A 14,338-nucleotide genomic window follows, 5' to 3' on the forward strand; every position below is an offset into this window, starting at 1 on the left:
CGGTCATTTTAGGCCTAACTCCGGAAACCACGATCGGATTATCGCGGAATCATTCTTTTTTCTCTTTTAAATCAATTAGTCGTTACCATTATTGGCATCAAAAAATGCCACCGGAAGCGACAATGCCAAAAAAGAGAATAGTTATGACCAAAATCAACGAGGTTTTACGCCTCAAATTCGACTGCCAACTCTCCAATCGCAACATCGCTACCTGTGTCAAAATCGGGTGCTCTACTATCTCTGAAATACTCAGTCGGTTTAAGCTCAGCGAGCTAGGCTGGCCACTTCCCGATGGTACATCAGAGCTTCAACTCACTCAGGCCTTGTATCAAGACAAGGGGCCATCACAGCATAAGCTGATGCCGGATTTCGCGCTATGCTTCAAAGAATTGAAACGAAAAGGCATGACCAAGCGTCTACTGTGGGAGGAATACCACACGCAATACCAGGCTTGTGCCTATGGCTACACTCAGTTTTGTGAGTACTACACTCGCTGGTTTAAGAAAAAGAAGCGCAGCATGCGCCAGCAACACCTGCTCGTGCTAGATAATCTCAGATCGGCGGTTACCAAACCTTGCCGTTATGAACCGACCTTGAACGATAGTTATCGTAAACTCGCCAATCATTACTGCACGGCGGTGATGTCAGTCAGACCTTACAAACCCAAGGCCGAAAATGCGGTGTTGATCGTCGAGCGTTGGATCTTAATGCGACTACGGCATCAAGTGTTTCATACCTATGCAGAGTTGAACATCGTCATCCGTAACTTGATGCATGATCTCAATCAGCGTGAGATGCGGCAGATAGGCGCCAGCCGTCAGGACTTATTTGAGATGTTAGATAAACCAGCGCTAAAGCCATTATCGCTGCAGCCCTATCTTTAAACTATCCGAGCGAGAGATAGGGATATCGAACTGGCTGTTAAACATGGAGGTTGTTTGAAACGGTAGAGCTCACAGAGAGAGTGCTTGCGGCATGTCACAGAAGCGTTTGCGCTAAAGGTCGTTTATTCACATCCATGTGATCACGACATTCGTACATCCTGTACAGCACCCACGGCAGGTACAAGTCAGTTAGCTTTGGGCGTAAGCCTTGTCAACTTCCTCGGCTATGATGGCAATACCATCTCGCATCTTGGCTTCATCTTGGACATAGTTCATCCGCAGGCACTGGTGAGCATGCTCCCAATCTTCTTTCTGTCCGAAGAAGAAATACTCTCCGGGTACAATCAACACGCCGCGTGCTTTTAAGCGGTTATAAAGTTCCATGGTGGTAATGGGGAGTTCATCAAACCAGAGCCAGAGGAACATGGCGCCTTCGGGCTTATGAATTTTAAATCTGCTATCGCTGATGGACTGCTGCAGTAAAGACAGTGCAAACTCTGACTTTTCTTTATAAAAAGGTTTAATCACAGATTCGCTTAAACGTAATAGATCGCCTGATTTTATCATATGCTCAGCAATCGCTGGACCCAATCCACCCGGGGCTAGGCTGATAATGCCATTAAGATTGGTCAGTGCCTGAGTTACCTCCTCATTGGCAATCACGATGCCGCAGCGTACGCCGGGTAAACCCAATTTGGATAAGCTCATACACAATATGGTGTTGCTGTTCCAGAATGGTGTCACTTCTTCGAAGATGATATTGGGGAAAGGGGTGCCATAAGCGTTATCTATGATTAGGGGAATGTCATTATCACGTGCGAGTTGATCTAACTTAGCGACTTCGTCATCGGTGAGTACATTCCCTGTGGGGTTTGTTGGTCTTGAGACACATATCGCCGCTATCGAGTCATCCACTTTCAGTTGTGCAAAATCCACATGATATTTAAACATGCGCTTATCTAGCATCTCGATTTTGGGGCGGTAAGAGACAAATATATCATCATCAAGCCCGGCATCATTGTAGCCGATATACTCGGGTGCAAGTGGCAACAGTATCTTCTTATGGCTACCATCAACTTGCTTGCCAGCAAGCAGATTAAACAGGTAGAAGAAGGCACTTTGGCTACCATTAGTCAGGCTGATATTTTTCTCGCTTATGTCCCAAGCGTAAGTGTCTCGTAACAAGTCCGCCAAGGCTTTTAAGAAGGTGTCTTTACCTTGCGGCCCATCATAATTACTTAATGCCGCTACCAACTCACCGTTTGCCAGCATCTCGCTTGCAGCTTGGTGAAAGTAATCCTGCATCGCCGGAATAGTGGCAGGGTTGCCCCCCCCCAACATTATCGCGCCTGGGGTGCGTAGCCCTTCATTGAGATCATTCATCAACTGATTAATGCCGGAGTTACGATTAAATTTTTCACCAAACTTTGAATACTGCATGACACCTACACTTGGAAATATCGAAATAGCTTAGAGTGCCTTTAGTAACAACTTTCAGTAAGAAACGCACCCATTATTTCATTTTTCAGTGACTTCTTTCGACTTCATCAAGGTTTTGGCAAAAATGGGTCAGTATTTATTGGTTTGCTTGATTATTCAAAAAGGTTAAACAAGGGATCACCGCTTGAGAATGATTCGGTGACCATGTCATCAGGGGGCAGTAATCATATAACGCCAAATCATCGAAGCACATAGCCGCATTGATGCTGGCTGATAGTGGCTTTGCCGGCCAATGACCCCACAAAAAGAGATTTAGCCAGTTATTATCCGATAAGTGCCACTATTTGTTATCGCGCTAGTGGCTAGGATACTTGTGCAACGAGTCGAGTTTTCTTACTATAGCCAAACTAGAACACTCCACCACCTCCCTCATTTTTAAACGAGAAAGCATGAAATTTATCCATACTTCAGACTGGCATATCGGCAGGCAGCTGCATAACCAGAATCTGCTCGAAGATCAGCGCTTCGTGTTAAATCAGATCCTTGACTTCGCCGTCGAACATGACGTCGATGCGGTGATTATTGCCGGTGACATCTATGACAGGTCTATTCCACCGGCGAATGCCGTGGCGCTGCTCGATGAGGTGGTGAATCGTCTCGTTAATGAACTTAAGATACCCATTATCATGATCGCCGGTAACCATGATGGCCATGAGCGTCTTGGTTTTGCCTCGAGACAGATGGCGGGCGCCGGGTTGCACATCGTACGTCGCTGAGCAAGACGTCGCGGCTATAGAGCTTAAAGGCAAGCAGGGCAGTGCTGTTTTTTATGGCTTGCCCTACGCAGATCCCGCCACTGTGCGCCATGTGTTTGAGTGTGAGGTGACGAGTCATGAAGAGGCCATGGTTAAATTGCTTGAGCAAGTGCATATTCATGACAGTCAAGGCTTACCCAAAGTGGTGATCAGCCACTGTTTTCTCGATGGTGGCAGTGAGTCTGAGTCTGAGCGTCCGCTGAGCATAGGCGGCGCGGATAGAATCTCTCCAAGTTTATTTACGCCGTTTAATTATGCGGCGCTGGGTCATCTCCATGGGCCTCAGTATAAGGGGGCTGAGCATGTCAGGTATTCAGGTTCCATGCTTAAGTACTCTTTCAGTGAGCAGCATCAGCACAAATCAGTCACCTTGGTCGAGTTAGATCCCCAGGGCGTGGCAAATATCAGCCTTTTACCGCTCGAGGCTTATCGAGATGTGCGCATCATCGAAGGGCAATTGGCTGAGTTACTCGAGCAAGGAAAAACAGACGTCAATCGTGAAGATTACCTGATGGTGAGACTGTTAGATAAAGCCGCCATATTAGATGCCATGGGTAAGTTGAGAAGCGTATACCCTAATGTGCTGCACTTGGAGCGTACGGGCTTGATGGCGGACAATGGCAAGGTCGCACTGAGTCGGGATCATATCAAGAAGGGTGAGTTGGATATGTTCAGTGACTTCTTCTCTCAGGTATCCGGTGAGCCAATGACGGAGGCCCAACAACAGGCCATCACTGCAGTAATCGATGATTTACACCAGATGGAGAGTGCATCATGAGACCATTAAAACTGGTGATGTCGGCCTTTGGCCCCTTCGCATCGACCGAAGAAACCGATTTTGCGGCGCTGGGCACCAATCCATTATTTTTGATCAACGGACCGACAGGCGCGGGTAAAACCACGCTTTTGGATGCCATCTGTTTCGCCCTATACGGTAAGACGACCGGTGATGAGCGTGAAGGCAGTCAGATGCGCTGCGACTTAGCCGTCGACAGTCTACTCACCGAGGTGACGTTTAGTTTTGCCCTGGGTGATATTCAATACCGCATCCGCCGGGTGCCCGAGCAGCAACGCGTCAAGAAAAGTGGTGATGGCTACACGGTGCAGAAACCTGAGGCTCAGTTGTATCGTATTGATAGTGACGGTAGCGAGCATCTGCTGGTGGCGAGTAAGGTCTCTGAGGCTACTGCTGAAATTGAACAACTCACAGGTCTGGATGCCGACCAGTTCCGTCAGGTGATGGTCTTGCCCCAGGGTAAGTTCCGCGAACTGCTGATGGCAGACTCTAAAGATAGAGAGAAGATATTCAGCCAGCTGTTTCAGACGCAAATTTATCGCAAGATTGAAGATAAGTTAAAGTTGCAAGCATCGGCTATATCTAAGGCTGTTCTCGAACAGCGCAATATACGTGACGGTATGCTGCGTAATTCAGCCCTTGATTCTGATGAAGGGTTAAATACTGAACTGGCCGAACTTTCACCTAAGTTAGCCCAAGCCGTTGAGAGTAAAGAGAAGGCGAGTCTTGCCTTTATTGATGCCAATAAACAGTTTGAGTCTGCCAAGTTGCTGGTTAACGCTTTCGATGCTCAGGACAAACTTAAGCAGGCGGCAGAACATTTATCAGAGCAAAAAGAGGCTATCGGTCAGCGTCAGTTCAGTTTAGAAAATGGTCAAAAATCGCAGCAATTAAAACCTGTTTTAGATGTATCACAGGCTCGCGAAACTGAACTCACTCATGCTCAATCAGGCGTGACTCAGGCTCAAGCTGCTAAGCAGCGCAGTGAGCAGGCACTGGCACTCAGCCAAAGTAAGTTTGATAGCTTGAGTGAATTAGAACAGCAATTACAACTTGCACAGAATGAAGAACAAAAGTTAAGTCAACTAGTACCGCAACTTCAGGGGCTAGATAGCCTGCAAAAAGCGCTCAGCCTCGCAACGAATGAACGAGACCAGGCCAAGAATAAAGGAATAGAAGGTCAGGTAACATTAGCCGGTGTTAAGGAGCAAAGGCAGGCTGGCGAGCAACACATCCCCCTGTTAGAGCAAACTGCTAATGAGCAAGTTAATGCTCAGCAAGTGCTTACGGCACAAAGTGAGCTGATTGAGCGTTATCAGCAGTGGCAAGTTGCTAGTCATCATGCCGACAATACAGAACAGGCATTGAAGCAGGCCGAAGCGAAAGGTAAGCAACTTCGTTGTGATGCCAAAGATAAGGGTGAGGCTTACGATCAATTGCAGTTGCTTTGGCACCGAGGCCAGGCAAGCATCTTAGCGCAAAAGCTTAATCCCGGAGAGCCTTGCCCTGTATGTGGCAGCGACGTACATCCAATGCCAGCTTATAGTGAGCATACTTTACCGACGAAGGATGAGTTAGAGTCAAGCAAGCAGGCCTGTGAAGCTGCTAAAGGTGCATTGAACCAGGCCATAGCCGATTATAAAGGGCTTAAAGCACAGTTGCAGGAACAAGTGAAACTTAGGGGGGAGTATTCACAAAAATTAGGTGAGTGGGCATCACATTCCCTAGACTCGTTGCAGTCGCTTCTCAAGAAAATGCAGCTGCAAGTGAATCAAGCTAATGTAGCAGTTCAAGAGTTATCTCAGCTCAGGCAGCAGATACAAAACTGGCAGTCAAAGGAGAGGGATTTACAAACTCAACTCGATGCTGAACGAGAGATCTTTCATGAGCTACAGAATCGAGTAGCCAGTGCTCAAGGCCAATCTGATCAAGCTTGCATAGCAATACCTGAGCAATATCGCAGCATAGATGCGCTTAATAGTGCGATAAACCAAGCTCAGAATCATCTAACTGGTTTACAGCAAGCGATAAACACCATACGTCAGTCTCATACACAAGCACTGGAGCAAGATGCGGCTCAGTCTGCTGCATTAGCGGGGGCTGAGTCGAATTTAACTCAAGCAAGGGAGCAAAGTAATAAGGCACAAGCCGAGCTTAATGCTGAGTTAGGCAAGTCAGGATTTAGTGATAAGCAGGCATTAACCCAGGCTCTGTTATCTACTGAAGCGCTTAAAGATATAGCCGATGAGATTGCTAAGTATCAGCAGGATTGTATCGCTAATCAGACCACGCTTACTCAAGTAAGCAATAAGTTAGACGGGCAAGTTAAACCTCTGCTAACCGATGCTGAGGCGCTCGTGGCGACGAGTCAGACTGAGCAGCGTGAGGCTGAACAAAGCTGGCAGGTGTTACAGAGCAGGGTGAGTCAGCTCACTCAGACTCAGAAGTTGCTGCAAGAAGCCGATGCTGATGCGAAGAAGTTAGAAGATGAGTACGCCATTATCGGCACCTTATCTCAAGTGGCTAATGGACAGACGGGCAACAAGATCAGCTTACAGCGCTTCGTCTTGAGTGTGTTGCTCGATGATGTGCTGCTCGAGGCGAGTCATAGATTGCAGATGATGAGCAAGGGGCGCTATCGACTGATACGTAAAGAGGATAGGGCCAAGGGCAATAAGGCTTCAGGGCTTGATCTCGAGGTGGAAGATGCTTACACCTCTAAGGTGCGCCCGGTGGCGACCCTGAGCGGCGGTGAGAGCTTTATGGCGGCGCTTTCTATGGCATTGGGTTTATCAGAGGTTGTGCAGGCTTACGCTGGGGGGATTAAACTCGATACCCTGTTTATCGATGAGGGTTTCGGCAGCTTAGATCAAGACTCGCTGGATTTAGCCATCCGCACCTTGATGGATCTGCAATCTTCCGGTCGCATGATAGGGGTTATCTCTCATGTCTCCGAGATGAAGGAACAGATTGGCACCCGCATCGATATCATTAAAACAGCTCAAGGCAGTAAAACGGTTATCGTTCTTCCTTAAACGAGTGCTTGCTCAAAATCAGTTAATTAACGCATTGGTTCTGTTCAACTAGATAGTTCCAATGCAATATAAATCACATTAAGGATAATTATTCAAATTCTCTAGTCGATCAGTTTGTACTTTGTCTTAATTTTGGTATAAGTTATCTCGATTGCTTATCCCTATGGATGAACAAGCCAAATTTATATAAATGTAACAAAACCGTGTGTCATACCGTGATATAACAAGACTTATATCACTCACGCCAAGAATGGATGACACTTTGTTGACAGGATAGCTCCGGTTTTTTTGTACTAAAACAAAATAAGTTAGATGGGGCTACAAGTTGCGAACGGGTAAAATTTCATTTCTTAAGGTTGCTTTTTTAAAGTCACCGCTATCGAATATTCAGGCGTTCTTGTCTTTACAAGAGTCTAATTTTAATAAGAAAGTCATGCTGGGCGGGGGACTCATCATCGCCGCAGCTATCCTATGGCCGACGAATAACCAATCGATGCCCCAGCGCATTCCGATCGATTTAGATATCGACAGCTTGATTACTCAGCTTAAACCTAGGACTCGAGTAGAAAACATCATCACTAGGCCAGATTTTATGCATAAGATCACCAGTGGCGATACGCTGAGCGGGCTCTTCATGCAGGCTAGCGTGGATCAGCAAACCATGTACCGGGTATTAGAGGCCGACTTAAATGTGTTGGCATTAGATACGTTAAAGCCGGGTAACCAGATAAAATTCTGGCTCGATGACAAGGGAGAACTTGAAAAGTTACAGCTCTACTTCTCTGCGGCACATCAAGTGGTGTTTACTCGTTTCGATGACGGCAGCTTCAATGTCGATGATATCAATATCGAAGGGTTCTGGCGCAATCGCAGTGTCTCTGGCGAGATCCACGGGTCTTTCTATGTTTCGGCCAAGAAGATAGGGTTAAACGCTGGAGAGATCCAGCGTATCGAGTCTCTGCTAAAGGAGAAACTCAATTTTTCTCGAGATCTGCGTGCCGGTGACCGATTCTCGGTATTGATGAACGATCAGTTTATCGATGGTACGGCAACGGGTGCCAGTGATATTCTAGGTATCACTATTCATCGTGGTCGCAGTGACATTACCGCCTTTCAAAATAGTGATGGTAATTTTTACGATGATCAGGGCCGCAGCCTGTCACGTGCATTTCAGCGTATTCCGCTGCTGAAAAACTACCGCATAAGTTCACGTTTTAATCGTCATCGCCATCACCCAGTGACAGGGCGGACGTCACCTCATAATGGTACCGATTTCGCCACGCCAATCGGCACTAAGGTCATCGCTCCCGGTGATGGCATCGTCACTCTGGTGACTAACCATAGGTATGCCGGTAAATATGTGGTGATACAGCATGGTAATAAGTACCGAACTCGCTATCTGCACTTGTCGAAAGCCTTAGTTCATAAAGGACAACGCGTTACTCGGGGCCAGGTCATAGCCCTCTCGGGCAATACCGGGCGCATAACCGGCCCGCATCTGCATTATGAGTTTCATGTCAATGGTCGTCCCGTGAACCCAATGACAGCCAATATTCCCATGTCCAGTAAGCTGTCTAAAAAGCAGATGAATGAGTTCGAACAACTGGTCAAGGTACGTAAGATGATAATGGGTCAGGCTTAAGCTAGGTGTATGGGTTCTGATCGTGTTCGACTAAGGTCAGTAGCAGCCTAAGATCAAACTCCAGCTGATGGTAATCCCCTTCCATATGACAACAGAGTTGATAGAAGGCCTTGTTGTGATCTTTCTCTTTCAGGTGCGCCAATTCGTGAACCACCACCATTCTTAGCAGAGATTCAGGGACACGTTTTAACCGGGATGAAATACGAATTTCATTCTTTGCCTTAGTCTTACGGCCTTGAACTCGGGACACGAAGGAGTGTAATCCCAATGCCTGATGGCTGAGGGAAATTTTATCGTCATATTGGACTTTCGACAGGGGCTGAGACTTACGTAGGTAGCGGTTCTTTATTGCTATGGTGTAATCGTATAGGGCCTTGTCGGTACGAATATTGTGGATATCCCCATGACGGCTCAACAGCACAGACTGAAGTTTGCCATTTTCAAGTAAGCTAGCAACTTGATCTTTTATTTCTTGGCGGTAACCGTTGAGGTATTTAAGCTGATTTTCCATGAGTTAATCTGATATAGGTTGTTTTTTAAAGGCATAAAAAAGAGGGCGTTTAGCCCTCATATTCACTTAGCTGCTTCAGTCATAAAAACTTAGCTGTCTGATTGGTCATTATCCCAAACATTAAAAATATGCTGATTATGGTAAGCGTATGCCGCATCAAATGCAGGCTTCTGGAAACGTTTTAGCCCCAGACCTTCGAAATCTACCTGAGGTGGATTGCGCTTCAGGCGCTCTTTGACTGTCACTGGTGAAATTAAGATAACTGGCAAGTCGAGCAGCTGAATGGCGGCTTCGACCTTGAAGGTAGTGGCACTACCGGCCAGTTTACCTTTTTGCTCGCGTGAAATGATCACGATTTTATCGACATGGTAATCTTCCATTAGCTTCTTAAAAGCAAATTGAAACTCACGAATCGATTCGGTGGTTTCTGAATGTGAAATGATGAATGATTGCTGACGACAATCAGGTACATTAAATGTCTCGCCTTCATAGCTCAACAAGTTAATTACCGCTTCACCGCCTTTTAACTCTACGCCACAAACTCTCATGTTAACCCTTAAAAATATTCTTGATCACGCTATTTTACGTTAGCGGATAATCGTAAATTGATACTCAGCCGCCAAACTAGTTTAGCGGCTATTTAACTGTTTAGTTTACTCAGGTGTTTCCTGGAGTTTTGATTTTGGCTTTCTTAGCATAGGAGCATCACCGACATCGATACCCGTGATAAAGCGCTTATCTTGCTTCTTAGGCTTAGGCTTAGCCTTGCGCTTAGCTTTGTTTACCGTGGTTTTCTTGGCTGTTACCTTAGTTCTCTTGTCGGTTTTTGGCTTATCTCTCAAACCAGAGAATTTAGCGGCTAAACCATCGATAACCGTGAATTCGAATGTCTTACGCAGGAATACCTGTATTTGCTTGAAGCTGAGCCAATCTTTAGGGCCGACGAAAGAGATGGCATCACCCTTAGCCCCTGCACGACCCGTACGACCAATTCTGTGCACATACTCTTCGGCAAATTTTGGCATATCGAAGTTAATCACTAGGGAGACATTGAGAAGATCGAGTCCTCGTGATGCTATATCTGTGGTGACCAATATTTTTTGCAGGCCGCGGCTAAATTGATCCATGATCTGGTTGCGGGCACTCTGCTTCAAGTTACCGCTTAGTGATGCGGTTTTGTGTCCGGATGCGGCTAATTTAGTCGCTAACCTGTCGGTATCGTCACGTGTTGCGGTGAAGATGATGATCTGCTTATGAGTCTCATTGTTTAAGATACTGTCGAGCAAGGCTTCCTTGTGATCTAAGTGATCCGCAAGATAGATGCGTTGGGTAATATCTTGGTTTTCGATATTACCCGCGCCGATATCCACATGCTCAGGAGACTTGAGTAATTCGGCGGCGATATTACTAATCAGACCATGATCTAAGGTGGCCGAAAACATCAAGGTTTGGCGACGTTTATGATCGGCGGCCTTGTTAATCGCTTTTAGCTGTTCGGCAAAGCCGAGATCTAACATACGGTCGGCTTCATCTAAGATAAGCAGTTCGAGGCCGTTTAGATGTAAATGGTGCTGGGCGAGATGATCCGCTAAGCGACCCGGAGTCGCCACCACGAAGTGTGGGTCACGAGCCAGTAACTTTGCTTGATCGTTAAAGTTCTCACCGCCCAATATCTTCATCGCCTTGTATTGCGTGTTGGCGACTAACAAACGAAGCTGGCCATAAACCTGGTTGGCAAGTTCTCGTGTTGGTAATAAAATCAACACTCTAGGATCTCTTTTACTCAATGCCCTGGTCGAAATTATCCTCTGCATCGCCGGTAACAAAAACGCTAAGGTTTTACCTGAGCCTGTTTTTGATGACGCCATCAGGTCTTTTCCTGACAGACCTACTGGTATAGCCTGCTGCTGGATCTCTGTAGGCGTTTCAATGCCCATATGATCGAGCGTATTTAACAGACGTTTATCCAGTGAAAAATCGGTAAATTGCAAAGGTGTACTCCAAGTTTGATTCGACTGCGTATTATAACCTGACTTTAGTAGCTTGGGCCATAAACATCACGCAATGATGATCGGTTTGCATGCTCTTTAAGCGAATGGACGAGCATATCTCAAGGTGATCAAGGTTTATTTCTGCTTGGCTTTCACTCATTAGATAAAGGATTAGATAATGTATTCGTTGCAGCGCACTTCCTTGCTTGTTCAAATTTTGGCCATATCATTGCTGGCAAGCAGTTCATTTTTTGTTATGGCTCAAGTTAACGAGGTTAAGGCCAATGAGGCCTTAACTGTACCGGATGACAGTTTCTTCTATCTTGGTGCCAAAGGCGGCTGGGTTAATTATCCTATTTTGGATAAGCGCGTTTAGTGTGTAATATTAGCCGATGTTGATGCATTGGCTTTTTTATATCTAGAAGAATTGCTTTGGAGAGAATGAATGGCAACAGTTGGGATCGCACTGGGCAGTGGAGCTGCCAAGGGCTGGGCTCATATTGGCGTGCTCAATGGACTCGCCGAGATGGGAATTTATCCAGATAAAGTGTCGGGTTGCTCTATCGGCTCGCTTGTCGGTGCCGCTTATGCCAATGATCAGCTAGATGAACTCGAACATTGGGTGAGAAGCTTCTCCAGCTGGGACGTCTTAGGCCTGATAGATCTGAGTTGGCGCAAAGGCGGGCTTATTGGAGGCGATAAGGTCTTCGATGTGATTCAGAGTCGCATCGGCGATCTACAGATAGAAGATCTCAATAAGCCCATGATTGCCGTGGCTACCGATCTCTACTCGGGTCAGGAGATCTGGTTTAGGGAGGGAGATCTTCGCCATGCCATTCGTGCATCCTGCTCCATGCCAGGCATATTGCCGCCGGTTAAAGTGGGTGAACGTTGGCTGGTGGATGGCGCCGTGGTCAACCCGGTTCCCGTATCCGTCAGCAGAGCCATGGGCGTCGATGTGGTCATAGCGGTCGATCTGAACGGTCAGCGCCGAGGTCGTATGCAGGTCTTGCCTGTGGACATGACCTGTAATAAGCCATCACTTGAGGAGAGTGTCAAAGCACAGGAGCATCAAGATACTGGCTTTATGGATCTGCTTGCTCGTGGCCGGGAATATGTCAGCCACCTTAGCGAAAAATTTACCAAGAGCAGCCGCTCAGATCCTGGTATGTTGGCGGTGATGTCACAATCTATGGATATTCTCGAGCAGCGCCATAAACGCGCCAGACTCATGGGCGATCCACCGGATATCTGTCTGATCCCAGATCTCGGTGATATAGGCACCATGGAATTTCATCGTGCAGTGGAGGCGATAGCGGCGGGGGAGTTGGCGGTGAAACATGCCAGACATCAGATAGAAGCGATACTGAGCAAGTATTAAATATGTACTTGCTCATCAGTACTACGAGAAAACCATTAATATGCTGGGCATCAATCCCTTCTTAGGCCTTTCATAACCTCTAGGGATAAGTACATCATATACAAAAAGGGCCTATTCGGGCCCTTTAACATTGCTAGTATCCTCAACATTAAGCCGAATAGTACTAGTCGAGTTTGACCAACATCTTGCCGCGGTTCTTACCTTCGAATAAGCCGATGAAGGCAGCCGGTGCCTGCTCGAGTCCTTGGTAGATTGTCTGTTCGGCCTTGACGGTACCCGTCGCTAACCATTGACCCATCTTTTTGGCAAATTCAGGATAATGATCCCAGTGTTCGAACACGATGAAGCCTTCAATTTTAAGCTTCTTGATGATGATCATGCCCAGGTTATTCGGGCCTGGAGTCGGCGCTGTATCGTTGTATTGAGAGATCATGCCGCACACCGCGATTCTGCCGTGGTCATTCATGTTGTTCAGTGCGGCGGTAAGATGCTCCCCACCGACATTTTCAAAATAGACATCTATGCCTTGGGGGGCGGCTTGTTTCAGTGCTGCGCTGAGATCCTTTGTCGTCTGATAATTAATCACCGCATCTACGCCTAAGTCGCGCAGATAAGCGGCCTTCTCGTCGCTACCAACGGAAGCGACCACCTTGGCCCCCATTAATTTACCGAGCTGGCACACGACGCTGCCTACTGCACCGGCTGCGCCAGATACAAATAGTGTGTCTCCCTCTTTTAAGGCGGCGATTCGGGTCAAACCTGTCCATGCAGTCATGCCGGGCATCCCCAATACACCGAGGAAGTGAGATTCACTCATTGGTGTATTTGGCAGCCGAGTATGCTCGCTGCCATCGGTGACATAGTGACTACGCCAGCCGTGCATGGCACTGACTCTAGTGCCGATAGGAAACTGAGGATTATTGGACTCAATCACCTCGCCTATCGAACCGCCTTCCAGTACCTGGCCTATCTGAAATGGTGCAATATAGCTCTCTCTGTCTATCATGCGACCACGCATGTATGGGTCTACCGACATCCATAGGTTTTTAACCAGAAACTCACCTTTGGTGATAGCCGGCAATTGCACCGATGTCTGCTTGAAATTATCTGCTGTAGGCAACCCCTCTGGGCGAGAGTCTAATAGGATCTGGTTGGCGTTCATAAAACCTCTTTGCTTTGTGCGCTAATTAATTGTGGTAAACTCTACACCTAAACTTTTTATCGCGCAACTAGTTTGCGCGCAAATTAAAAGTTCAATGTGTAAACTTAATCAAGTAAAATGCTGCATAACGCCTAAGGTATGAATAGTGACCGATAATCTTCATTCAAAAATGAACGCAGACGATACACAAACAAGCAGTTGTTTGTCGGACAGCGTCTGTTTTGCCCTGTATACCGCAGGTAATGCCCTAGTGCGTGCCTATCGCCCCTTGCTGGATGAGTGTGGCTTAACCTATCCACAATACCTGGTGATGCAGGCGCTATGGCTAAATGATGGCGTCAGTCTGACGCAACTGTCTCAGGCGACGCGTCTGGATTTAGGTAGCTTGACTCCTATAGTCAAGCGGTTAGAAACCAAAGAATTATTGATCCGTGCCATCGACGCCGAAGATGAGCGTAAGAAGGTCATCAGAACCACTGCTGAGGGGCTAGCGCTGAAACAAGAGGCATTAGCACTCAAGCAAGTCTTGCTCGATAAAGTCACCCTCTCTGAGCCTGAAATTGAGTCTCTGAGGAAGATGTGCATGACCCTCACCCTAGACTTAAACAGGAAAGCATAAGTTAATTTCAATTTTATTATGGTTTTCTGTTAACTAACGCTGGTTTAATCTATGTTATGGCA

At 46.9% G+C, this 14,338-nt stretch carries 10 protein-coding genes and 2 pseudogenes; 7 read left to right on the forward strand and 5 right to left on the reverse strand.

Annotated features, from left to right (window positions below; translation table 11 throughout):
* Positions 1–122: 122 nt before the first annotated feature.
* A pseudogene (locus tag KT99_RS12320) lies at positions 123–881 on the forward strand (IS21 family transposase); the annotation flags it as partial.
* Positions 882–1,073: 192 nt separating this feature from the next.
* Here the strand turns inward: KT99_RS12320 and KT99_RS12325 are convergent.
* Positions 1,074–2,324 (reverse strand): valine--pyruvate transaminase, encoded by a 1,251-nt coding sequence (locus KT99_RS12325; protein WP_005500530.1) that lies wholly within the window; start codon positions 2,322–2,324, stop codon positions 1,074–1,076.
* Between the two features lie 449 nt (positions 2,325–2,773).
* Here KT99_RS12325 and KT99_RS12330 point away from each other — a divergent pair.
* The 3 genes and pseudogenes from KT99_RS12330 (at position 2,774) to KT99_RS12340 (ending at position 8,612) form a co-directional block, all read left to right on the forward strand.
* Positions 2,774–3,917: pseudogene (locus KT99_RS12330) on the forward strand (exonuclease SbcCD subunit D).
* Positions 3,914–6,970, forward strand: a complete 3,057-nt coding sequence (locus KT99_RS12335) for an AAA family ATPase (RefSeq protein ID WP_005500535.1) — start codon at positions 3,914–3,916, stop codon at positions 6,968–6,970. The pseudogene KT99_RS12330 and the gene KT99_RS12335 overlap by 4 nt, the downstream one beginning before the upstream one ends.
* A gap of 397 nt (positions 6,971–7,367) precedes the next feature.
* A complete protein-coding gene (locus tag KT99_RS12340; RefSeq protein ID WP_005500537.1) occupies positions 7,368–8,612 on the forward strand; it encodes a peptidoglycan DD-metalloendopeptidase family protein in 1,245 nt (414 codons plus the stop codon).
* A gap of 1 nt (position 8,613) precedes the next feature.
* Here KT99_RS12340 and KT99_RS12345 read toward each other — a convergent pair whose 3' ends face one another.
* The 3 genes from KT99_RS12345 to KT99_RS12355 all read right to left on the reverse strand — a co-directional run bounded on the left by KT99_RS12345 (position 8,614) and on the right by KT99_RS12355 (position 11,114).
* Complete coding sequence (locus tag KT99_RS12345) at positions 8,614–9,123, reverse strand: M48 family metallopeptidase (RefSeq protein ID WP_005500538.1); 510 nt, start codon at positions 9,121–9,123, stop codon at positions 8,614–8,616.
* 89 nt (positions 9,124–9,212) lie between these two features.
* A complete protein-coding gene (locus KT99_RS12350; RefSeq protein WP_005500540.1) occupies positions 9,213–9,671 on the reverse strand; it encodes a DUF3010 family protein in 459 nt (152 codons plus the stop codon).
* Positions 9,672–9,776: 105 nt separating this feature from the next.
* Positions 9,777–11,114, reverse strand: a complete 1,338-nt coding sequence (locus KT99_RS12355; RefSeq protein WP_005500542.1) for a DEAD/DEAH box helicase — start codon at positions 11,112–11,114, stop codon at positions 9,777–9,779.
* Between the two features lie 178 nt (positions 11,115–11,292).
* Between KT99_RS12355 and KT99_RS12360 the strand changes: the two genes are divergently transcribed.
* Positions 11,293–11,490 carry a hypothetical protein gene (locus KT99_RS12360; RefSeq protein WP_005500545.1) on the forward strand — a complete coding sequence of 66 codons (198 nt, stop codon included), beginning with the start codon at positions 11,293–11,295 and terminating at the stop codon, positions 11,488–11,490.
* Between the two features lie 69 nt (positions 11,491–11,559).
* Positions 11,560–12,495: a patatin-like phospholipase RssA gene (rssA, locus tag KT99_RS12365; protein WP_005500547.1), complete on the forward strand. Its 936-nt coding sequence runs from the start codon at positions 11,560–11,562 to the stop codon at positions 12,493–12,495.
* Positions 12,496–12,658: 163 nt separating this feature from the next.
* Here the strand turns inward: rssA and KT99_RS12370 are convergent, their stop codons facing one another.
* Positions 12,659–13,657, reverse strand: a complete 999-nt coding sequence (locus tag KT99_RS12370; protein ID WP_005500550.1) for an NADP-dependent oxidoreductase — start codon at positions 13,655–13,657, stop codon at positions 12,659–12,661.
* 169 nt (positions 13,658–13,826) lie between these two features.
* Between KT99_RS12370 and KT99_RS12375 the strand changes: the two genes are divergently transcribed.
* Positions 13,827–14,276, forward strand: a complete 450-nt coding sequence (locus KT99_RS12375; RefSeq protein ID WP_005500552.1) for a MarR family winged helix-turn-helix transcriptional regulator — start codon at positions 13,827–13,829, stop codon at positions 14,274–14,276.
* Positions 14,277–14,338 lie beyond the last annotated feature (62 nt).

It is taken from the genome of Shewanella benthica KT99 (genome assembly GCF_000172075.1).
GTDB lineage: Bacteria > Pseudomonadota > Gammaproteobacteria > Enterobacterales > Shewanellaceae > Shewanella > Shewanella benthica_A.

Coding starts and splice junctions, on each gene's coding strand:
- KT99_RS12325 (WP_005500530.1), bottom strand. CDS start 2,324: ATGCAGTATTCAAAGTTTGGTGAAAAATTTAATCGTAACTCCGGCATT.
- KT99_RS12335 (WP_005500535.1), top strand. CDS start 3,914: ATGAGACCATTAAAACTGGTGATGTCGGCCTTTGGCCCCTTCGCATCG.
- KT99_RS12345 (WP_005500538.1), bottom strand. CDS start 9,123: ATGGAAAATCAGCTTAAATACCTCAACGGTTACCGCCAAGAAATAAAA.
- KT99_RS12350 (WP_005500540.1), bottom strand. CDS start 9,671: ATGAGAGTTTGTGGCGTAGAGTTAAAAGGCGGTGAAGCGGTAATTAAC.
- KT99_RS12360 (WP_005500545.1), top strand. CDS start 11,293: ATGTATTCGTTGCAGCGCACTTCCTTGCTTGTTCAAATTTTGGCCATA.
- rssA (WP_005500547.1), top strand. CDS start 11,560: ATGGCAACAGTTGGGATCGCACTGGGCAGTGGAGCTGCCAAGGGCTGG.
- KT99_RS12370 (WP_005500550.1), bottom strand. CDS start 13,657: ATGAACGCCAACCAGATCCTATTAGACTCTCGCCCAGAGGGGTTGCCT.
- KT99_RS12375 (WP_005500552.1), top strand. CDS start 13,827: ATGAACGCAGACGATACACAAACAAGCAGTTGTTTGTCGGACAGCGTC.